The organism is Streptomyces sp. NPDC042100, from assembly GCF_055582325.1.
In genome coordinates, this window is record NZ_JBVJDK010000001.1 from 652,038 (window position 1) to 672,142 (window position 20,105).

17 protein-coding genes are annotated in these 20,105 nt (G+C 72.5%); 14 read left to right on the top strand and 3 right to left on the bottom strand.

From position 1 onward, the window contains the following. Positions 1-113 precede the first annotated feature (113 nt). The 3 genes from ACZ6J5_RS03140 to ACZ6J5_RS03150 all read left to right on the top strand — a co-directional run bounded on the left by ACZ6J5_RS03140 (position 114) and on the right by ACZ6J5_RS03150 (position 3,301). On the top strand, positions 114-1,694 hold the full coding sequence (locus ACZ6J5_RS03140; RefSeq protein ID WP_469387014.1) for an acyl-CoA mutase large subunit family protein: 1,581 nt from the start codon (positions 114-116) through the stop codon (positions 1,692-1,694). An 83-nt stretch (positions 1,695-1,777) separates the two neighbouring features. Beyond that, a complete protein-coding gene (gene leuE, locus ACZ6J5_RS03145; RefSeq protein WP_469387016.1) occupies positions 1,778-2,431 on the top strand; it encodes a leucine efflux protein LeuE in 654 nt (217 codons plus the stop codon). Between the two features lie 48 nt (positions 2,432-2,479). Then, positions 2,480-3,301, top strand: coding sequence for a MerR family transcriptional regulator (locus ACZ6J5_RS03150; RefSeq protein WP_469387018.1), 822 nt, complete (start codon positions 2,480-2,482; stop codon positions 3,299-3,301). Here ACZ6J5_RS03150 and ACZ6J5_RS03155 read toward each other — a convergent pair. Together ACZ6J5_RS03155 and ACZ6J5_RS03160 are read right to left on the bottom strand one after the other, a co-directional pair. Next, entirely contained in the window at positions 3,298-4,605 is a 1,308-nt protein-coding gene (locus ACZ6J5_RS03155; RefSeq protein WP_469387020.1) for an alpha-2,8-polysialyltransferase family protein, read from the bottom strand. The genes ACZ6J5_RS03150 and ACZ6J5_RS03155 overlap by 4 nt on opposite strands. Then, positions 4,602-5,639 (bottom strand): glycosyltransferase family 2 protein, encoded by a 1,038-nt coding sequence (locus tag ACZ6J5_RS03160; protein WP_469387022.1) that lies wholly within the window; start codon positions 5,637-5,639, stop codon positions 4,602-4,604. The genes ACZ6J5_RS03155 and ACZ6J5_RS03160 overlap by 4 nt, the downstream gene beginning before the upstream one ends. 199 nt (positions 5,640-5,838) lie before the next feature. Between ACZ6J5_RS03160 and ACZ6J5_RS03165 the strand changes: the two genes are divergently transcribed. The 11 genes from ACZ6J5_RS03165 to ACZ6J5_RS03215 all read left to right on the top strand — a co-directional run bounded on the left by ACZ6J5_RS03165 (position 5,839) and on the right by ACZ6J5_RS03215 (position 19,339). Then, on the top strand, positions 5,839-7,149 hold the full coding sequence (locus tag ACZ6J5_RS03165; protein WP_469387024.1) for a DUF6716 putative glycosyltransferase: 1,311 nt from the start codon (positions 5,839-5,841) through the stop codon (positions 7,147-7,149). Beyond that, entirely contained in the window at positions 7,149-8,348 is a 1,200-nt protein-coding gene (locus tag ACZ6J5_RS03170) for a cytidylyltransferase domain-containing protein (RefSeq protein ID WP_469387026.1), read from the top strand. Before ACZ6J5_RS03165 ends, ACZ6J5_RS03170 begins: the two co-directional genes overlap by 1 nt. A 69-nt stretch (positions 8,349-8,417) precedes the next feature. Beyond that, entirely contained in the window at positions 8,418-9,311 is an 894-nt protein-coding gene (locus ACZ6J5_RS03175) for an N-acetylneuraminate synthase family protein (RefSeq protein ID WP_469387028.1), read from the top strand. Further along, positions 9,308-10,603, top strand: coding sequence for a hypothetical protein (locus ACZ6J5_RS03180; protein ID WP_469387030.1), 1,296 nt, complete (start codon positions 9,308-9,310; stop codon positions 10,601-10,603). Before ACZ6J5_RS03175 ends, ACZ6J5_RS03180 begins: the two co-directional genes overlap by 4 nt. Positions 10,604-10,719: 116 nt before the next feature. Continuing rightward, positions 10,720-11,964: an amidohydrolase gene (locus tag ACZ6J5_RS03185; RefSeq protein WP_469387031.1), complete on the top strand. Its 1,245-nt coding sequence runs from the start codon at positions 10,720-10,722 to the stop codon at positions 11,962-11,964. Between the two features lie 318 nt (positions 11,965-12,282). Continuing rightward, positions 12,283-13,341 (top strand): BMP family lipoprotein, encoded by a 1,059-nt coding sequence (locus tag ACZ6J5_RS03190; protein WP_469387033.1) that lies wholly within the window; start codon positions 12,283-12,285, stop codon positions 13,339-13,341. A 126-nt stretch (positions 13,342-13,467) separates the two neighbouring features. Next, the gene (locus ACZ6J5_RS03195) at positions 13,468-15,183 is read left to right on the top strand and encodes an ABC transporter ATP-binding protein (protein ID WP_469387035.1); all 1,716 of its coding nucleotides are present in this window, start codon (positions 13,468-13,470) and stop codon (positions 15,181-15,183) included. Beyond that, the gene (locus ACZ6J5_RS03200; RefSeq protein WP_469387037.1) at positions 15,180-16,298 is read left to right on the top strand and encodes an ABC transporter permease; all 1,119 of its coding nucleotides are present in this window, start codon (positions 15,180-15,182) and stop codon (positions 16,296-16,298) included. The genes ACZ6J5_RS03195 and ACZ6J5_RS03200 overlap by 4 nt, the downstream gene beginning before the upstream one ends. Continuing rightward, on the top strand, positions 16,295-17,557 hold the full coding sequence (locus ACZ6J5_RS03205) for an ABC transporter permease (protein WP_469387039.1): 1,263 nt from the start codon (positions 16,295-16,297) through the stop codon (positions 17,555-17,557). Before ACZ6J5_RS03200 ends, ACZ6J5_RS03205 begins: the two co-directional genes overlap by 4 nt. Then, positions 17,554-17,958, top strand: a complete 405-nt coding sequence (locus ACZ6J5_RS03210; protein WP_469387041.1) for a cytidine deaminase — start codon at positions 17,554-17,556, stop codon at positions 17,956-17,958. The genes ACZ6J5_RS03205 and ACZ6J5_RS03210 overlap by 4 nt, the downstream gene beginning before the upstream one ends. Before the next feature lie 103 nt (positions 17,959-18,061). Then, positions 18,062-19,339, top strand: a complete 1,278-nt coding sequence (locus ACZ6J5_RS03215) for a thymidine phosphorylase (protein WP_469387042.1) — start codon at positions 18,062-18,064, stop codon at positions 19,337-19,339. 81 nt (positions 19,340-19,420) lie between these two features. Here ACZ6J5_RS03215 and ACZ6J5_RS03220 read toward each other — a convergent pair whose 3' ends face one another. After that, positions 19,421-20,098 carry an HAD family hydrolase gene (locus tag ACZ6J5_RS03220; protein ID WP_469387043.1) on the bottom strand — a complete coding sequence of 226 codons (678 nt, stop codon included), beginning with the start codon at positions 20,096-20,098 and terminating at the stop codon, positions 19,421-19,423. Positions 20,099-20,105 lie beyond the last annotated feature (7 nt).

Below are 20,105 nucleotides of genomic sequence, written 5' to 3' on the forward strand. Positions count from 1 at the left end.
TGTGTATCGCAAGGGATGATTCCCGGCCGCGCGCGGTTGCGCACGTGACCGAATCGAGACGGGCATGCTGGGAGCGAGGGTTCTACGGCGACGGGTTGACGGAGGCACAGCACATGGCGCGCGAGTCGGAGTCGGGGCTGCCCATCGAGCCGGTCTACGGGCCGGACGCCCTCGCGGGCTGGGATCCCGCCGAGAAGCTGGGCGAGCCCGGCGGCCCTCCCTTCACCCGCGGCGTGTACCCGACGATGTACACCGGGCGGCCGTGGACCATGCGCCAGTACGCGGGCTTCGGCACCGCCGCCGAGTCCAACGCGCGCTACAAGCAGCTCATCGCCAACGGCACCACGGGCCTGTCGGTCGCCTTCGACCTGCCCACCCAGATGGGCCACGACTCCGACGCGCCCCTGGCGCACGGCGAGGTCGGGAAGGTCGGGGTCGCCGTCGACTCGCTCGACGACATGCGGGTCCTGTTCGAGGGCATCCCGCTCGACCGGGTCTCCACCTCGATGACCATCAACGCGCCCGCCGCCCTGCTGCTCCTGCTCTACCAGCTCGTCGCCGAGGAGCAGGGCGTGCCGGCCGACCGGCTCACCGGCACCGTCCAGAACGACGTGCTCAAGGAGTACATCGCCCGAGGCACGTACATCTTCCCGCCCAAGCCCTCATTGCGGCTGGTCGCGGACCTCTTCCGCTACTGCGGGGCCGAGATCCCGAAGTGGAACACCATCTCGATCTCCGGCTACCACATGGCGGAGGCGGGGGCCACGCCCGCGCAGGAGATCGCCTTCACGCTCGCCGACGGCATCGCGTACGTCCGCACCGCCGTCGCCGCCGGCATGGACGTGGACGACTTCGCGCCCCGCCTCTCCTTCTTCTTCGTGGCCCGCACGACGCTCCTGGAGGAGGTCGCCAAGTTCCGCGCCGCCCGCCGGATCTGGGCCCGGGTGATGAAGGAGGAGTTCGGCGCGGAGAACCCCAAGTCGCTGATGCTCCGCTTCCACACGCAGACCGCCGGTGTGCAGCTCACCGCGCAGCAGCCCGAGGTCAACCTGGTCCGGGTCGCCGTCCAGGGCCTGGCGGCGGTCCTCGGCGGCACCCAGTCGCTGCACACCAACTCCTTCGACGAGGCCATCGCCCTGCCCACCGCCGCGTCGGCCCGGCTCGCCCTGCGCACCCAGCAGGTCCTCGCGTACGAGACCGACGTCACCGCCACCGTCGACCCCTTCGCCGGCTCCTACGCGGTCGAGAAGATGACGGACGACGTGGAGGCGGCCGTGCTGGAGCTGATGGCGCGGGTCGAGGACATGGGCGGGGCGGTCGAGGCGATCGAGCGCGGCTTCCAGAAGGGCGAGATCGAGCGCTCGGCGTACCTCATCGCGCGGGAGACGGAATCCGGCGAGCGGGTCGTCGTCGGCGTCAACCGCTACACCGTCGACGTCGAGGAGCCCTACGAGCCGCTGCGGGTCGACCCGGCGATCGAGGCGCGGCAGGCCGCCCGCCTCGCCCGGCTGCGCGCCGAGCGGGACCAGGCCGCCGTGGACGCGGCCCTGGCGGAGCTGTGCGAGGCGGCCGAGGGCACGGACAACGTGCTCTACCCGATGAAGACGGCCCTCAAGGCGCGGGCCACGGTCGGCGAGGTCTGCGACGCGCTCCGCGCGGTCTGGGGCACCTACGTCCCCACCGACACGTTCTGACCGTCCGGCCCCCTACGCACCCGGTCTTCCGGCATACGAAACCCCTGGACGGATCCTCGCACCCGTGTGCGAGGATCCGCCTCATGCTGGGTGTCACCGATCTACCGACCTACCTCGCGGGACTCGTCCTCATCATTCTCCTGCCGGGGCCGAACTCGCTGTACGTGCTGTCCGTCGCCGCCCGCAAGGGCACCCGGACCGGCTACCGGGCCGCCGCCGGGGTCTTCACCGGCGACGCGGTCCTCATGACCCTCGCCGCCCTCGGCGCGGCCTCCCTGCTCCAGACCACCCCCCTGCTCTTCATGATCGTGAAGTACGCGGGCGCCGCCTATCTGGCCTGGATGGCGTACGGGATGCTGCGCTCCGCCCTCGCGATGTGGCGGGCCCGGCACGAGGCCCCCGCCGAGGAGGCCGCCGGGCCGGACACGGGCCCGGTGGAGCACCCGTACCGGCGGGCGCTGGTCATCAGCCTCCTCAACCCCAAGGCGATCCTCTTCCTGATCTCCTTCTTCGTGCAGTTCGTGGACCCGTCCTACGCCTACCCGGCGCTGTCCTTCCTGGTCCTGGGCACCCTGCTGCAGTTCGGCAGCTTCCTCTACCTGACCACCCTGATCTTCGGCGGCACCCGCCTGGCCGCCGCCTTCCGCCGCCGCAAGCGCCTCTCGGCCGGCGCCACGACGGCGGCGGGCGCCCTCTTCCTCGGCTTCGCGGTGAAGCTCTCGACCGCGGGCGCGTGACGGCCGCTTGACCCTCACACCATGTGAGGCCGTTCCGTAGGGGGCGTCATGTTCACCATCGGAGACTTCGCCCGGCACGGGCGGGTGTCGGTCCGGATGCTGCGTCATTACGACGCCATCGGACTGCTGCGCCCGGCCCGGGTCGACCCGCACAGCGGCTATCGCCTCTACGAGGCGGCCCAGCTCGCGCGGCTCAACCGCGTCATCGCGCTCAAGGACCTCGGCTTCACGCTCGACCAGGTGGGGTCGATCCTGGACGAGCAGGTGGGCGCCGAGGAGCTGCGCGGGATGCTGCGGCTGCGCCGGGCCGAGCTGGAAGAGGCGCTGGAGCGGTCCAGGGCCCTGCTCGCCCAGGTCGGCGCGAGGCTCCGAGCCATCGAGAGCGAGGGACGCATGTCCACGCAGGACGTCGTCGTCAAGAAGGTCCCGGCCGTGCGGATCGCGGAGCTGAGCGGGATCGCGGCCAGTTTCGGGCCGGAGCACATCACGCCGGTCATCGGCCCGCTGTACGAGGAGCTGTGCGGGCGGCTGGAGAGCGCCGGGATCACCGGGTGGGGGCCCGGCATCGCGTACTACGAGGACGCCGGGCGCGGCGACGGCTCGGTCCTCGTGCACGCCGCGATGACGGTGCCCGAGGGCACCGCCGTCGAGGGCCTGGAGGTGCGGGTGCTGCCCGGCATCGAGGAGGCGGCCACCATCGTGCACCGGGGTCCGATGGAGGCCCTGCTGCCGACCGCGCAGACCCTGGCGAGCTGGATCGACGCCAACGGCTACACCTCCGCCGGCTACGCCCGGGAGCTCTACCTGGAGTGCCCGGAGGACAAGGCGAAGTGGGTCACCGAGTTCCAGGAGCCGGTGACCCGGCCCTAGCCGCCCAGGGCTCGCCGCTTCAGCTTCAGGGCGCGGCGGGCCAGCCGGCGGATCCTCGGGTGGCGGGGGACCGGGAGGCCGCCGGGCAGGCCGAGCGAGGTGAGGCGGCGGCGGGTGAAGTGGTGCCGGGTGCGGGCCGCGAGCGGTCCCGACAGGTGCCGCACCGCCGCCTCCCGCAGGTCCGCCCGTACCTTCGGCTGCATCGCGAAGCCGACGGCGGCGACCAGCCCGGCGAGGTCCTCGGCGGCGGGCGGCGGCCCGTCGCCGTCCCCTTCCTCCAGGGCGGGGACCAGCGCGTCCACCAGGACCAGCGGGATCCGGTTGCTGTTCTGGTACGGGGTGAGCCGGGCCAGCAGCGGGCGGGTGCCCACGCGGGCGGCGGGGATCCCGTAGAAGGCGCTCGCGGTGAGCAGCGCGGTGGAGAAGCAGCCCACGACCAGCGCGGGCCGCAGCTCCCGGTACAGCACCTCGGCGAGCACCGGGCGGTCCAGCACGGTCAGCTCGGCGCCGAGCGCCTCCGCCTCCCGGACCAGCGCCCGGGACCAGGCGTCGGGCGCGGTCGGGTGCGGCTTGAAGACCAGGCGCCGGTGGCCGCGGGCGACGGCGCCGCGGACCATCCGCAGGTGCAGCTCGCCCTCCTCCTCGGGGGTGAGCAGCGCGAGCGCGGCGAGGTACTGGCCGAGCAGCAGCGCGGGGCCCTCCTCGCGGGCGGCGGGTCCGGCCAGCTCCTCGACGACCTTGGTGAACGCCTCGGCCGGCACGGTCTCGGCGACGGCGCCGAACTCGCCGAGCAGCAGCGGGGCGAGGCCGGGCACCAGGTCGAGGTGGAGCAGCCGGCGGACGCGCTCGCCGACCAGCGGGTCGATCTTGTTGCGGGTGGGGCCGTAGCTCATCAGGCCGTCCGCGTACACGTGGATCGCGGCGTCCGGGAGCAGCTGGGCGATCGTCAGGGCGGGCGCGACCTGGAGCGACTCCAGGACCAGCTCGATCCGGTCGGTGCCGAGCTCCCACAGCAGCCGCAGATGGCGCTGGAGCAGCGGCAGGTCGTCGGGGCGGGGGGGCCAGCCGGCCGGGTGCAGCGGCTCGATGACGGCGTTCCAGTCGAGGACGGCGTCGAAGCGCCCGCGCAGCCGCTCGAAGCCGGGCATCCGGTCGAGCGGGGTGGCGGTCTCGGGGACGGCGGCGTTGGTGCAGACGAGGAGCAGGCGCCGCTCGGCGGGCCGGAAGCAGCCGCTGTCGAGGGCGGCGGCGAGGGTGGCGGCGCCGTAGAGGGTGGAGGCGCAGAAGATCTGGGTGGTGCTCATGCCGCACCCGCCTCCTTCAGCGCGGCGGGGGCGGCGGGGGCGGCCGGGGCGGCGGGCGCGTGCGCGGCGGCGGGTCCGGGCCTGCGGCGCCGGAGCCGGCGCAGGGCGCCCGCGCGCTCGTCGCCCATCGCGGCGAGCGCCTCGCCGAGTACGTCCTGGGGGAGGCGGCGCAGCGCGCCCGCGCTCATCGCCCGCAATTTCCGCGCCACTTCCGGTTCGAATCGGGCCATGTTTCCGAGGTGATGGGAAATCACCGCGCAATAGGTGCGGACGGCCTTCGGGAGAAGCCGGTCCGCGTCCGGATCGCTCATTGTCTCCTCGATCACCTGGTCGAATGCGCGAAGGAAATCGAGTTGTCGTTCATCGCCGATCTGGGTGAGCGAGGTGGCGACCCCGCGCCGGTAGAAGATTCCCAGTTCACCGCTGACCGCGAAGGATTCCGCCTCCCGGTGCAGCCGCCAGATCCACGGCCGGTCCTCGGCCGTCCGCAGCCCGTGCGGGAAGTGCAGCAGCCCCCGGTCGAGCAGCCGCCGGCGGTAGAGCCCGGCCCAGGCGTACGGGTAGTCCACCGAGGTCGTCCGGTCCGCCGGGAGGATCGCGTCGCGCGGGCGCAGCACCTCCCCGCGCCGCCCCACCGGCACCCGCCGCACCGAGCGGCCCCGGCCGCTCACCCGGACGTGGTCGGTGCGCAGGAAGTCGCAGCCGAGCCGGTCGAGTTCGGCCACCAGCCGGGCGTAGAGGCCCGGCGCCAGCCAGTCGTCGCCGTCCAGGAAGGCCAGGTACTCGCCCCGGGCCGCGTCCAGGCCGGTGTTCCGGGCGGTCGCCAGGCCCTCGTTGCGCGCGTGCCGCAGGAGCACGGCCCCCGGCAGCTCGCGCGCGGCCCGTTCCAGGAGCTCGGAGGTCCCGTCCGTCGAACAGTCGTCGACCAGCAGGAACTCGAAGTCCTCGCGGGCGTTGGCGCGCAGGCTTCGGAGGGCGTCGGGAGCGTATGTCTGCACGTTGTAGAACGGCACGACGACGGAGAGCTTCACCACCCGGCCGACGCTAAGGGCCGCCCCGGCATTCGTCCTGACCGCGAGAGGGATGCCCGGTGAACACGAAGCGGCGGGCCCCTTAACCACCCCGGGCCGCCCCCTCTTCCTGTCCGTTTCCCGCAATGCGTCATGGTGCTGTTAACCCTTTGTTGCGGCCCAGTTGGGCCGCGAATCCCCCGGCCCTCCTAGCGTCCTCGACGTGCCATCACGTACCGATCGAGCGGCGCGCGTCGCCGTACTCGCCGATTCCGACACCCGGTGGAAATGGGGCGTCCTCACCGCCCGCAGAATCACCACCGGAAGCCCCGCGGGCCGGGCGTTCGAGGAACCCACCGGATTCGTCCTGCGCGGCCGGGCCACCCCCACCGCGCGGCAGCTCGCCGAGACCGGCGTGTCGGACACGGCCCCGCGCGAGGTGACGGGCGCGGAGTTCCTGCGCGAGGTGCGCGACGGCGGCTACGACGTGATCGTGCTCGCCCTCGTCGGCGGCACCGTCCGGGCCATGCTCCAGGGCCTTCGCGACCTCGGCGAGCTCGGCGGCCCCGCCTCCGGCCGGCGCCCGGTGATCGTCACCGGCTATGTCGGCGTCGTCTACGAGAAGCTCGCCGACGGCCTGCTGCTGCGCCACGGCGCCGACGTCGTCCTCGCCAACTCCCGCCACGACGCCGAGCGGTTCCGCGCCGTGTACGAGGGCGTCGGCGCGGGCGCCGAGTCCGTCGTCGAGGCGGCCCTGCCCTTCCTCGGCGGCGCCCCGCACACCCCGGTCCCCGGCCGCGACACCCTGGTCTTCGCCGCCCAGCCCTCCGTCCCGGTCACCCGGGCCGAACGCGCCTACGTGCTGCGCCGGCTGATCGGCCACGCCCGGCTGCGCCCCGGCCGCGAGGTGCTGCTGAAGCTGCGCTCCAAGCCGGGCGAACACACCACGCACCTGGAGGAGTTCCCGTACCAGAAGCTGGCGCGCGAGCTCGACGCCCCCGCCAACTTCCGCCTCCTGTACGGGCACATGGGCGAGGTCCTGGACCGCACCGACCTGCTGGTCACCGTCTCCTCCACGGCCGCCCTGGAAGCCCTGCACCGGCGGATCCCCACCGCGGTCCTCACCGACCTCGGGGTGCGCGAGGCGCTCGGCAACCACCACTTCCTCGGCTCCGGCCTGCTCACCTCCTTCGACCGGCTGGACCGGGGCGAGGCCCCGCACCCCGACCAGGAGTGGCTGGCCCGCCAGGGCGTCGCCGCCGACACCCCGTACGAGCGGGCCTTCGACACCGCCCGCGACCGGATCGCCGCGCTCCTCGACGGGCCCCCGCCGCCGCCCCTCGCCCCGTACTACACGGACGAGACCGCGGGCGGCTACCTGCCCGCCGTCCTCGCCCGCCACCGGCTCGACCTCACCGCGCCCGAGCCCCGCGAGAGCGGGGTGCGCCGGATCGTCCGCGAGGCGGCGCGCGGCGCCTACCGCCACGGCGTGCAGCGGGTGGCCCCCGTCATCCGCCGGCTGGGAGAGATCTGATGACACCGCAGCGGCCGACCGTCCTCGCCGTGATCCCCGCCCGGGGCGGCTCCAAGGGCGTCCCCGGCAAGAACCTGGCCACCGTCGCCGGGCTGCCGCTGGTCGCCCGCGCCGTCCGCGCCTGCCTGGCCGCGCCCCGGGTCACCGACGTCGTCGTCTCCACCGACGACCCCGGCATCGCCGAGGCCGCCCGCTCCTTCGGCGCCGAGGCCGTCCAGCGCCCCGCCGCGCTCTCCGGCGACGCCGCGAGCAGCGAGTCCGCCGTCCTGCACGCCCTGGACGCCTTCGAGGCCACCGGAGGCCGCCGCCCCGACGTCGTCCTCCTCGTCCAGTGCACCAGCCCCTTCCTCACCCCGGACGAGATCGACTCCGCCGCCGGCGAGATCACCTCCGGCGCCGCCGACACCGCCTTCACCGCCGCCCCCTCGCACGGCTTCCTGTGGCGGGCCGCCCCCGACGGCGCCACCGGCGTCAACCACGACAAGGCGCACCGGCCCCGCCGCCAGGACCGCGAGCCCGAGTACCTGGAGACCGGCGCCGTCTACGCCATGGCCGCCGAGGGCTTCCGCACCCACCGGCACCGCTTCTTCGGCCGCACCGCCCTCGTCGTCGCCGACCCCGCCCGGGTCCTGGAGATCGACGACCCGCACGACCTCGCGCGGGCCCGCGCCCTCGCCCCGCTGCTCGACACCGCGCCCGTCCCGTCGCTCGCCGACGTCGACGCCGTGGTCCTCGACTTCGACGGCACCCAGACCGACGACCGCGTCCACATCGACGCCGACGGGCGCGAGTTCGTCTCCGTCCACCGCGGCGACGGCCTCGGCATCGCCGCCCTGCGCGGGGCCGGCGTCCCGCTGCTCATCCTGTCCAGCGAGGCCAACCCCGTCGTCGCCGCCCGCGCCCGCAAGCTGCGCGTCCCCGTCCTGCACGGCGTGGACCGCAAGGACCTCGCGCTCAAGCAGTGGTGCGACGAGCAGGGCGTCGACCCGCAGCGGGTCCTGTACGCCGGAAACGACGTCAACGACCTGCCCTGCTTCCACCTCGTCGGCTGGCCCGTCGCGGTGGGCAGCGCCCACGACTCCGTACGGGCCGCCGCCCGCGCGGTCACCGAGACCCCCGGCGGCTTCGGAGCGATCCGCGAGATCGCCGCCTGGCTCCTCGGACCCGAGCTCCAGACCCGAGCCACCCGAGCCACCTGAGCCCCGACACCCCCCCGCACGCCGATCCCCTCGATCTCCCCGATCACCCGATCACCCGAAGGAACCCTCATGAGCTCCCGCCTCCGCACCCTCGGCAGCAAGACCGCAGGCCCGGGCCGCCCCGTCTACATCACGGGCGAGATCGGCATCAACCACAACGGCGACCTGAACAACGCCTTCGCGCTCATCGACGCCGCCGCCGAGGCCGGCTGCGACGCCGTCAAGTTCCAGAAGCGCACCCCCGAGATCTGCACCCCGCGCGACCAGTGGGACATCGAGCGCGACACCCCCTGGGGCCGGATGACCTACATCGACTACCGCCACCGCGTCGAGTTCGGCGAGGACGAGTACCGCGCCATCGACGCGCACTGCCGCAAGCGCGGCATCGACTGGTTCGCCTCCCCGTGGGACACCGAGGCCGTCGCCTTCCTGGAGAAGTTCGACGTCCCCGCCCACAAGGTGGCCTCCGCCTCCCTCACCGACGACGAGCTGCTGCGCGAACTGCGCGCCACCGGCCGCACGGTGATCCTCTCCACCGGCATGTCCACCCCGAAGCAGATCCGGCACGCCGTCGAGGTCCTCGGCAGCGACAACATCCTGCTCTGCCACGCCACCTCCACGTACCCGGCCAAGGCCGAGGAGCTCAACCTGCGCGTGATCCAGACGCTCCAGGAGGAGTACCCGAACGTCCCGATCGGCTACTCCGGCCACGAGACCGGCCTCCAGACCACCCTCGCCGCCGTCGCCCTCGGCGCCGCCTTCGTCGAGCGCCACATCACCCTCGACCGGGCCATGTGGGGCTCCGACCAGGCCGCCTCCGTCGAGCCCGGCGGCCTGACCCGCCTGGTCCGCGACATCCGCACCATCGAGACCGCCCTCGGCGACGGGGTCAAGAAGGTCTACGAGTCGGAGCTTGGCCCCATGAAGAAGCTCCGCCGGGTCCCGGGACTCGTCGCCGCATGACCGGGCAGCTGGCGTTCGTCGAGAGCCCGGTCCAGCTTCTGAACGTCCTGGAATGGGCCCACGCGGCCGCCGTCCAGGACCCGCCGCGCCTGCACGCGGTCCCGCCCCAGCCGACCCGCCGCACTCCGGTCCCGGCGGCCCCCGGCCAGGGCGCCCCCGGGCCCGGGGGCGGAGCCGGGACCCCGGCGGTCCCCGTGGCCGGCCCCGGCCCCGGCCCCGGACCCGCGGCCGGCCCAGGGCCCGCCGCGGGCCCCGCGACCGGAGGAGGCGACCCCGCCCGCCCCGGCGGCGACGAGGACCCCGCCCGCCCCGGCGGCACGGGTGCCGCGTCCGCCCTCGGAGCCCCCCGCGACCTCACCGTCGTCGTCCTCTCGCCCACCGACCCGATGTCCCGGGGCCAGCTGCGCCGGATGGCCCAGCTCGCCCGGGACGAGGGCGTCACCGTGAAGTGGCAGGACGCCCGCCAGGGCCGGGGCGCCCTCGTCCGCACCCTCCGGGAGCTCGCCGGGCCGCTGCGCACGGCGGACCGGGTGATCGTCGGGGACCCCTTCTCGCGCTACGTCCAGCTGCTGCTCACCCTCTTCGGCCCCCGCCGGGTCACCGTCGTCGACGACGGCACCGCCACCATGGAGTTCGCCGCCCAGCTCGCGCGCGGCGAGCGCCTGGTGCGCTGGCACCGGCGGGGCGGCCGGGGCCCGCGCGAACTGGTGCTCGCCCCGGTCACCTCGCTGGCCCGCCGCAAGCTCGCCCCCGGCCGGCACCGCACCGTGGAGATCTTCACCTCGCTGCCGGTCGAGCCCCCGCCGGGCACCACGGTGCTGGTCAACGACTTCTCCTGGACCCGGTCCCGGTTCGGCCCGCCGCGCCTGACCCGGGGCGCCGACCTGGTCGGCACCTCGCTGGTGGAGACCGGCGTCGTCGACCCCGAGGAGTACCTGCGGGCCGTCGCCGTGCTGGCCCGCACCCACGGCGCCACCCGTTACTTCGCGCACCGCCGCGAGAGCGCCGAGAAGCTGCACCGGATAGCGGTGGAGACCGGCCTTGAGGTGGTCCGCCCCGATCTGCCGCTGGAGCTGATCGCCCGCCGAGGCCCCATCGGGCGCACCGTCGTCAGCTTCCCGTCCACGGTCGTGCACACCCTGCCGCTGGCCCTGGCCGGCACCGGGGTGAAGGTGGCCGTCTGCGAGATCGCCCCCGAGTGGCTGCGGGAGAACGCCTCACCGCGCGCCCAGGGCTTCCTCGCGGGTGTCGCCGGGACCGCGACCCGCACCGAAAGGCTCGAATTCGGGTAAGCGTACCCACAGAGGGTGACCGTCATGCCCACGGAACGAGTTTTCTTTCCCCTATCGGGCTGAACTTTTCGTGATCAACGGGCAGTTGATCTCTCTGGGGGCCTACCCTTCAAAAGGTGAACCAGTTGAAGTCCCGTGAGCCCGGCCCCGACGCGGCGCCCGCAGCGCTGCCCGGAACGCTGTCCGACCCGCTGCGCCGTGAACTGATCGCGTTCCGCCGGGACTTGCACATGCACCCAGAGCTCGGCAACCAGGAGTTCCGCACCACCGCCGCGATCAGGAAGCGCCTGGAGGCGGCCGGTCTGGCGCCCCGGGTACTGGCGGGCGGCACCGGCCTGACCTGCGACATCGGCAGCTGGGACGGCCGGCGGCCGATGCTGGCGATCCGCGCGGACATCGACGCCCTCCCCATCCCGGACACCAAGTCCGTGGCCTACCGCTCCACCGTGCCCGACCGTGCCCACGCCTGCGGCCACGACGTGCACACCACCACGGTCCTGGGCGCCGGCCTCGTGCTCGCCGAGCTGGACCGGCAGGGCCGCCTCCCGGCCCCGGTGCGGCTGATCTTCCAGCCCGCCGAGGAGGTGCTGCCCGGCGGCGCCGCCGACGCGATCGAGGCCGGGGTGCTGGACGGGGTCGGCCGGATCATCGCCGTGCACTGCGACCCCCGGGTGGACGCGGGCCGGATCGGGCTGCGTGCCGGGCCCATCACCTCCGCCTGCGACCGCCTGGAGGTCACCCTCGACGGGCCCGGCGGCCACACCGCCCGCCCGCACCTGACCACCGACCTGGTCACCGCCGCCGCCCGGGTCGCCGTCGACGTGCCCGCGGTGCTCGCGCGCCGGGTGGACGCCCGCTCGGGCCTCTCCATCACCTGGGGCCGGATCGACGCCGGGCACGCCTGCAACGTCATCCCGCAGCACGCCGAGCTCTCCGGCACCGTCCGCTGCCTGGACCTGCCCGCCTGGCGCGAGGCGCCGGACCTGGTGCACGCGGCGATCGACGAGATCGCGGGCCTGCTCCGGGCGAAGACCACCATCGACTACGTCCGGGGCGTCCCGCCGGTCGTGAACGACCCGGTCGTCACCGAGCTGCTGCGGGACGCGATGGCCGCCCGGCGCGGCGCGTACGCGATCGAGGACACCGAGCAGTCCCTCGGCGGCGAGGACTTCTCCTGGTATCTGGAGCACGTCCCCGGCGCCATGGCCCGGCTCGGCGTCCGGGTCCCCGGCGACACCCGGGTGCGCGATCTGCACGCGGGGGACTTCGACGTGGACGAGGCCGCCATCACCGTCGGCGTGGAGCTCTTCACCGCCGCCGCGCTGCTCGACGCGACCCCCGGGACCGGTCTCGGACGCTGACCCCGCGAAGGGGGAACGGCTGGTTTTCGCAGAAGCCCCGAATACCGGGCATTAAGTACGACTTAATGCCCGGTCGCATCCGTTCCGCCGTCCGGCCGAGCCCCCGGCGTGTCGGTTCGGGGCCCGGCCCGTGGGCCCGTACCAGCGCGTATGACGGGCCGTGTCGGGCCGGACGCCGGGGGTGGTCGGTTGGCTGGTTCGCGTCGATCCGATAACGACTCATGAACGGGTCTTTAACTGACATCTACGCGCGTTACGATCGCCGCGAAACCAGCGCCGGAAGAGGCGCTTTCGGTCAGTCTCGAAGGGACCCTCCTCTTGCGCCGGATCACCAGGATCACCACGGTAGGCATCGCCTCCGCGGCCCTCGCCCTGTCCGCCACCGCCTGTGGCAAGTCGTCGACGGACGCCGGTTCGAGCCCCAGCTCCTCCGCGGGTGCCGCCAAGGCCGCCATCGCGTACGACATCGGCGGCCGTGGCGACCAGTCGTTCAACGACGCCGCCTACGAGGGCCTGAAGAAGGCCGAGGACGAGCTCGGCGTCAAGGGTGCCGAGGCCGAGCCGTCCGAGGGCGAGGGCGACGCGGACAAGGTGCAGCGTCTGACCGCTCTGGCCCGCGCCGGGAACAACCCGGTCATCGGCGTCGGCTTCGCCTACGCCCCGGCCATCGAGAAGGTCGCCAAGGCCTACCCGAAGACCACCTTCGGCATCATCGACGACACGTCGAAGACCGGCCCGAACATCGCCAACCTCGTCTTCAACGAGGAGCAGGGCTCCTACCTGGCCGGCGTCGCCGCCGCCAAGGCGTCCAAGACCGGCAAGGTCGGCTTCATCGGCGGCGTCGAGGTTCCGCTGATCAAGAAGTTCGAGGCGGGCTTCACCCAGGGCGTCAAGGCCACCAACCCCAAGGCCGAGGTGCTCACCCAGTACCTGACCCAGCCGCCGAACTTCGACGGCTTCGCGAAGCCCGACCTCGGCAAGGCCGCCGCGCAGGGCCAGCTCGACAAGGGCGCCGACGTGATCTACGCGGCCGCCGGTCTGGCCGGCTCCGGCGCGATCGAGGCCACCTCGAAGGCCGGCAAGTGGGCCATCGGCGTCGACTCCGACCAGTACAACCAGAAGGGTCTGGCCGCCTACAAGGCCAACATCCTCACCTCGGTCACCAAGGACGTCTCGGACTCCGTCTTCAACCTGATCAAGTCGGTCAAGGACGGCAAGCCGCAGACCGGTGAGATCCGCTACGGCCTCGCCACGGACGGCGTCGGCCTGGCCGACTCCAACCCGGAGTTCAAGAAGATGACCGACCTCATCGCCGCCGTCGACCAGGCGAAGAAGGACATCGTCGACGGCAAGATCACGGTCAAGACCACGCCGTAAGGCACTCGGGGCACGACCTGAGCCCGGGGCCCGGTCCCAGTGGCACCTTCCACTGGCACCGGGCCCCGGGCCCTGTCGCCCCTCTCCCGCACGGGTTTTCAATTTTCGGCAGCGCTACGCGTGTAGATGTCACACCGGCACGATAACTTCGCCCCGCCCTGCCCCTCCGCTCCCGCTCCTTCCGGCCAAGGAGAGTGCGCCATCAACGCGTCCAGCCCCCCTGCCGTCGAACTCCACGGCATCACCAAGCGTTTCCCCGGCGTCGTCGCCAACAGGGACATCGCCATCACCGTCCGCAAGGGCACCGTCCATGCCCTCATCGGCGAGAACGGTGCGGGCAAGTCCACCCTGATGAAGATCCTCTACGGGATGCAGAAGCCGGACGAGGGCACCATCGCCATCGACGGCGAGCAGGTCACGTTCGCGAGCCCGGGTGACGCCATCGCGCGCGGCATCGGCATGGTGCACCAGCACTTCATGCTCGCGGACAACCTCACCGTCCTGGAGAACGTCGTCCTCGGCGGCGAGAAGCTCTACGGCATCGGCGGCAAGGCCCGCCGGAAGATCCAGGAGATCTCCGACGCGTACGGCCTCGGCGTCCGCCCCGACGTCCTCGTCGAGGACCTCGGCGTCGCCGACCGGCAGCGCGTGGAGATCCTCAAGGTCCTCTACCGAGGCGCCAAGATCCTCATCCTCGACGAGCCGACCGCGGTCCTCGTGCCGCAGGAGGTCGACGCGCTCTTCGACAACCTGCGCGAGCTCAAGGCCGAGGGCCTGACCGTCATCTTCATCTCGCACAAGCTGGGCGAGGTGCTGAAGGTCGCCGACGACATCACGGTCATCCGCCGCGGCACCACGGTCGGCACCGCCGACCCGAAGACCGCCACCACCAAGCAGCTCGCCGAGCTGATGGTCGGCACCGAGCTGCCCTCGCCGGAGACCCGCGAGTCGACGGTCACGGACATCCCCATGCTGACGGTCCAGGGCCTCACCCTGGTCGAGTCCGGGGCCGCCGCCACCGCGCCGCTGACCACCGCCGCCCCCGCCGACCCGGCCACCGTCGTGGACGTCCACGACGAGGCCGTCGCCGGCCGCAGGCTGCTGGACGACGTCGCGTTCACCATCCACAAGGGCGAGATCCTGGGCATCGCCGGCGTCGAGGGCAACGGCCAGACCGAGCTCATCGAGGCCCTGATGGGCATGAACAGCCCCGACGCGGGCGTCATCAGCCTGGACGGCACCGACATCTCCAAGGCCTCGGTCCGCAAGCGGCGCGAGGGCGGCATCGGCTACATCCCCGAGGACCGGCACCGCCACGGCCTGCTCCTGGAGGCCCCCCTCTGGGAGAACCGCATCCTCGGCCACGTCACCGAGGCGCCCAACTCTAAGCGCGGCATCCTCGACCCGAAGGCCGCCCGCGAGGACACCGAGCGGATCGTGCGCGAGTACGACGTGCGCACCCCCGGCATCGAGGTCACCGCGGCCTCGCTCTCCGGCGGCAACCAGCAGAAGCTGATCGTCGGCCGCGAGATGAGCCACAACCCCAAGTTCCTGATCGCCGCCCACCCCACCCGCGGTGTGGACGTCGGCGCGCAGGCGCAGATCTGGGACGCCATCCGCGACGCCCGCCGCGAGGGCCTGGCGGTGCTGCTGATCTCCGCCGACCTGGACGAGCTGATCGGCCTGTCCGACACGCTCCGCGTCATGTACCGAGGCAAGCTGGTCGCCGACGCCGATCCCGCCACCATCACGCCCGAGGAGCTGGGCTCCGCCATGACCGGCGCGGCCACCGGCCACCTCGAAGGCGCCGAAGAGCACCCCGAAGACGGTGACGCCCGATGATGAAAATCGACAAGGACAAGCTGATCATCGGGGCCGCCGGTCCCGTGCTCGCCCTGGTCACCTCGTTCGTCCTCACCGTGCTGGTGCTGCTCGCCACGGGTCTCGACCCGATCGAGCCGATCCAGCTGATGATCGAGAACGCGGGGTTCTCGGACGTCCAGGTCCTGATCATCAACCAGACCGGGATCTACTACCTGGCGGCCCTGGCCGTGGCCGTCGGCTTCCGGATGAACCTCTTCAACATCGGCGTCGACGGGCAGTACCGCCTGGCCGCGATGATCTCGGCCGTCGTCGGCGGCGCGGTCACGCTGCCCGGTCCGCTGCACATCCTGCTGATCGTGCTGGTCGCCATGCTCACCGGTGCCGCCTGGGCCGGTGTCGCGGGCATCCTGAAGACCACCCGAGGGGTCTCCGAGGTCGTCTCGACGATCATGCTCAACGCGATCACCACCGCCCTGGTGGCCTGGCTGATCCTGCCGAAGAACTTCGGCGTCCAGCCGGCCGGCTCCAACAACCTCACCACCGGCGACATCGCCGAGTCCGGCTGGTTCCCGGGCATCGACATGGGCGAGGGCAACGGCACGATCTACGGCTTCACCTTCGTCGCGCTCGCGCTCGGCGTCGTCTACTGGTTCGCGCTCAACCGCACCAAGTTCGGCTTCGACCTGCGCGCCACCGGCGCCAGCGAGTCCGCCGCGCAGGCCAGCGGCGTCGACGCCAAGCGGATGATCCTCACCACGATGCTCATCTCGGGCGCGCTGGCGGGCCTGTCCGGTATGCCGACGCTGCTGGGCGAGACCCACACGTACAGCCTCGACTTCCCGGTCGGCGTCGGCTTCACCGCCATCGCCATCGCCCTGCTCGGCCGCAACCACCCGGTCGGCATCCTCTTCGCGGCGCTCCTCTTCGCGTTCCTGGACAAGGCGTCGAGCTCGCTCGACACCGCCGGGTACCCGAAGGAGATCACCCAGATCATGCAGGGCATCATCGTGATCGCCGTGGTCGTCTCCTACGAGCTCGTCCGCCGTTACGGCCTCCGCCGCCAGCAGCAGAAGGTCGGCGAGCAGCTCGCCGCCGGCGGTGCCATCAAGACCGACAAGGAGGTGGCGGCATGAGCACCGGCACCGTCGCCAAGCCGAGCGCCGCGCCCAAGAGCGCCGGGCGCCGCAAGCTGACCTGGCCCTGGATCCTGCTGATCGTCGCGGCCGCTCTCGTCCTCTTCTCGCTGGTCCGGGTCGTCTCCGGGGCCTCCGACCTCACCTCCGTCGGCCAGGTCTCCGGCGCCCTCCAGCTCGCCGTGCCGATCGGCATGGCCGGTCTCGGCGGTCTGTGGGCCGAGCGCGCGGGCGTCGTCAACATCGGTCTCGAAGGCATGATGATCCTGGGCACCTGGTTCGGTGCCTGGGCCGGCTACCAGTGGGGTCCGTGGACCGGCGTGCTCGTCGGCGTCCTCGGCGGCGCCATCGGCGGTCTGCTGCACGCGATCATCACCGTGACGTTCAACGTGAACCACATCGTCTCCGGTGTGGCGATCAACATCCTGGCGGTGGGCTTCACCCGCTACCTGTCGAACTTCACCTTCGCCGAGGCCGACGGCGGCTCCTCCAAGCAGTCCCCGCGCATCGACGAGATCACCCAGATCACCGTCCCAGGGCTCTCCGACTGGCTGCAGGACCTCCAGCAGAGGCACTGGTTCCTGATCTCCGACATCGCCGGCATCCTCGGCGGTCTGGTCACCAACCTGTCGCTGCTGACCGTCGTCGCCATCCTGCTGATCCCGGCCACCTGGTGGCTGCTGTGGCGGACCTCCTTCGGCCTGCGGCTGCGCTCCTGCGGTGAGAACCCGGTCGCGGCCGAGTCGCTGGGTGTCAACGTCTACAAGTACAAGTACATCGCCGTCACCGTCTCCGGCGGTCTGGCCGGTCTCGGCGGCGCGTTCCTCGCGATCGTCGCCACCGGCATCTACCAGGAGGGCCAGACCGGCGGCCGGGGCTACATCGGTCTCGCCGCGATGATCTTCGGCAACTGGATGCCGGGCGGCATGGCGATGGGCGCCGGCCTGTTCGGCTTCACCGACAGCCTCAAGCTGCGCGGCGGCGCCGAGAACGTGCACGCCCTCCTGCTGCTGGTCGCGCTGCTGCTGGTGATCGCCACGCTGTGGCAGCTGTACAAGAAGAAGTACGTGGTCGCGGGCATCTCCGCCGCCTTCGCCGTCGGCTTCTTCCTCTGGTACGCGTTCACCGACCAGGTCCCGAGCCAGTTCGTCGACGCCGCCCCGTACGTCACCACGCTGCTCGTGCTGGCCCTGTCGGCGCAGCGGCTGCGGATGCCGAAGGCGGACGGCCTGCCCTACCGCAAGGGCCAGGGCAAGTGACGACGCCCCTCGCGGAGTCCGGCTGGGAGGCCCTGCGGGAGGCGGCGCGCGCGGCGATGGCCCGCGCGTACGCCCCGTACTCGGGCTTCCCGGTCGGCGCGGCGGCGCTCGTGGACGACGGGCGGACGGTCTCCGGCTGCAACGTGGAGAACGCCTCCTTCGGCCTCGGGCTGTGCGCCGAGTGCGGCCTGGTGTCGCAGCTCCAGGCCACCGGCGGCGGCCGGCTGACGCACTTCGTGTGCGTGGACGGCAGCGGCGGCCCGCTGGTCCCGTGCGGTCGCTGCCGGCAGCTGCTGTACGAGTTCGGGGGCCCCGAGCTCGTCCTGGAGACGCCCGCCGGCCTGATCACGCTGGCGGAGATGCTGCCGCAGGCCTTCGGCCCGGAGCACCTGAGCAAGTAGGACGCAGGAGCGGCCCTTCCGTCACCATGGAGGGGCCGCTCCGGCCTTCCCACCGGTATCACCCTCTAGTCACCCCTCTATGCGCGTAGAAAGAGGCTCCACCATGGACGTCATCTCCGTCATCCGCACCAAGCGGGACAAGGGCGAGCTGAGCCCCGAGCAGATCGACTGGGTCATCGACGCCTACACCCGCGGCGAGGTCGCCGACGAGCAGATGTCCGCCCTGGCCATGGCGATCCTGCTCAACGGCATGAACCGCGACGAGATCGCCCGCTGGACCGCGGCGATGATCGCGAGCGGTGAGCGCATGGACTTCTCCTCCCTCTCCCGCCCCACCGCCGACAAGCACTCCACCGGCGGCGTCGGCGACAAGATCACCCTGCCGCTCGCCCCGCTGGTCGCCGCCTGCGGCGCCGCCGTGCCGCAGCTCTCCGGCCGGGGCCTCGGCCACACCGGCGGCACCCTCGACAAGCTGGAGTCGATCCCCGGCTGGCGGGCGCTGCTCTCCAACGAGGAGATGCTGCACGTCCTCGACACCACCGGCGCGGTCATCTGCGCGGCGGGCGACGGCCTGGCCCCCGCCGACAAGAAGCTGTACGCGCTGCGCGACGTGACCGGCACGGTCGAGGCGATCCCGCTGATCGCCTCCTCGATCATGTCGAAGAAGATCGCCGAGGGCACCGGCTCCCTCGTCCTCGACGTGAAGGTCGGCACCGGCGCCTTCATGAAGAACATCGCCGACGCCCGCGAGCTCGCCTCCACGATGGTGCGGCTCGGCACCGACAGCGGCGTGAAGACGGTCGCGCTGCTCACCGACATGTCCACCCCGCTCGGCCTCACCGCGGGCAACGCCCTGGAGGTCCGCGAGTCCGTGGAGGTCCTGGCGGGCGGCGGTCCCCAGGACGTCGTCGAGCTCACCATCGCCCTGGCGCGCGAGATGCTGACCGCGGCCGGCATCACGGACGCCGACCCGGCGAAGGCCCTCGCGGACGGCTCCGCGATGGACGTCTGGCGCCGCATGATCCGGGCCCAGGGCGGCGACCCGGACGCGACCCTCCTGGTCGCCCGCGAGCAGCACGTCCTCACCGCCCCGTCGTCCGGCGTCCTGACCCGCCTGGACGCGTACGACATCGGCATCGCCGCCTGGCGCCTGGGCGCCGGCCGCGCCCGCAAGGAGGACCCGGTGCAGGCCGGCGCGGGTGTCGAGCTGCACGCCAAGCCGGGCGACACGGTCACCGCGGGCCAGCCGCTGCTGACCCTGCACACGGACACCCCGGAGAAGTTCGACTACGCCCTGAAGTCCCTGGACGCCGCCTGGGACATCGCCCCGGCGGGCACCTCCTTCACTGCGAACCCGATCGTGCTGGACCGCATCGCCTAGGCACAGGCCCCTGACACGTCGGGGCGAACGGGACCGGTGGACACCCACCGGTCCCGTTCGGCATGCCGGCACCGTTCGGCCTCACTCCCGACACGAGCGCGTTCCCCTTCGGGTGACCAGCAGCCCCACCAGCTCCCGCATGTCCTCGAAGACCACCGTGCCCGGTCCCGCCAGCCGGGGCGCGGCGGTCAGGCCGCCCGCGTAGCCGAAGGCCCGCATCCCGGCCGCGCGGGCGGCCGCGACGCCGTACGGGCTGTCCTCCACGACGGCGCAGCGCTCCGGCGGGACGCCCATCGTGGCGGCGGCGTGCAGGAAGAGGTCGGGGGCCGGCTTCGGGCGGGCCACGTGCCGGGCGCTGAAGATCCGGCCCTCGAAGCGGTCGAGCAGCCCGGTCCGGGTGAGGTTGGCGCGGATGCTCTCGGGGCTGCCGTTCGACGCGAGGCAGTAGGGCACGTCGAGCGCGTCGAGGACCTCGGTGACGCCCTCGACGACCGTCAGCTCCGCGTCCAGCGCGTCCTCGTACCGCTGCCGGAACGGGCGCTGCCAGTCCGCGTCCAGCGGGCGCCCGGCCCGCTGGGACACGAGCTCGGTGAGCCGCCCGTGGGAGACGCCTATGAAGAGCTCCGCCATCTCCTCCTCGGTGAACTCCGCGCCCACCTCGGCGAAGACCTCCCGGTCCACCCGGCAGTACACCCGCTCGCTGTCGACCAGAACACCGTCGCAGTCGAAGATCACCAGTTCGGCACGCGCAAGAGTCATGGGCCGA

Bases quoted from the DNA above. Each gene is read 5' to 3' on its own strand.
- ACZ6J5_RS03205 (WP_469387039.1), top strand. From the start codon at position 16,295: ATGAGCACCGGCACCGTCGCCAAGCCGAGCGCCGCGCCCAAGAGCGCC.
- ACZ6J5_RS03150 (WP_469387018.1), top strand. From the start codon at position 2,480: ATGTTCACCATCGGAGACTTCGCCCGGCACGGGCGGGTGTCGGTCCGG.
- ACZ6J5_RS03140 (WP_469387014.1), top strand. From the start codon at position 114: ATGGCGCGCGAGTCGGAGTCGGGGCTGCCCATCGAGCCGGTCTACGGG.
- ACZ6J5_RS03195 (WP_469387035.1), top strand. From the start codon at position 13,468: ATGTCACACCGGCACGATAACTTCGCCCCGCCCTGCCCCTCCGCTCCC.
- ACZ6J5_RS03215 (WP_469387042.1), top strand. From the start codon at position 18,062: ATGGACGTCATCTCCGTCATCCGCACCAAGCGGGACAAGGGCGAGCTG.
- leuE (WP_469387016.1), top strand. From the start codon at position 1,778: ATGCTGGGTGTCACCGATCTACCGACCTACCTCGCGGGACTCGTCCTC.
- ACZ6J5_RS03175 (WP_469387028.1), top strand. From the start codon at position 8,418: ATGAGCTCCCGCCTCCGCACCCTCGGCAGCAAGACCGCAGGCCCGGGC.
- ACZ6J5_RS03200 (WP_469387037.1), top strand. From the start codon at position 15,180: ATGATGAAAATCGACAAGGACAAGCTGATCATCGGGGCCGCCGGTCCC.
- ACZ6J5_RS03155 (WP_469387020.1), bottom strand. From the start codon at position 4,605: ATGAGCACCACCCAGATCTTCTGCGCCTCCACCCTCTACGGCGCCGCC.
- ACZ6J5_RS03220 (WP_469387043.1), bottom strand. From the start codon at position 20,098: ATGACTCTTGCGCGTGCCGAACTGGTGATCTTCGACTGCGACGGTGTT.
- ACZ6J5_RS03180 (WP_469387030.1), top strand. From the start codon at position 9,308: ATGACCGGGCAGCTGGCGTTCGTCGAGAGCCCGGTCCAGCTTCTGAAC.
- ACZ6J5_RS03170 (WP_469387026.1), top strand. From the start codon at position 7,149: ATGACACCGCAGCGGCCGACCGTCCTCGCCGTGATCCCCGCCCGGGGC.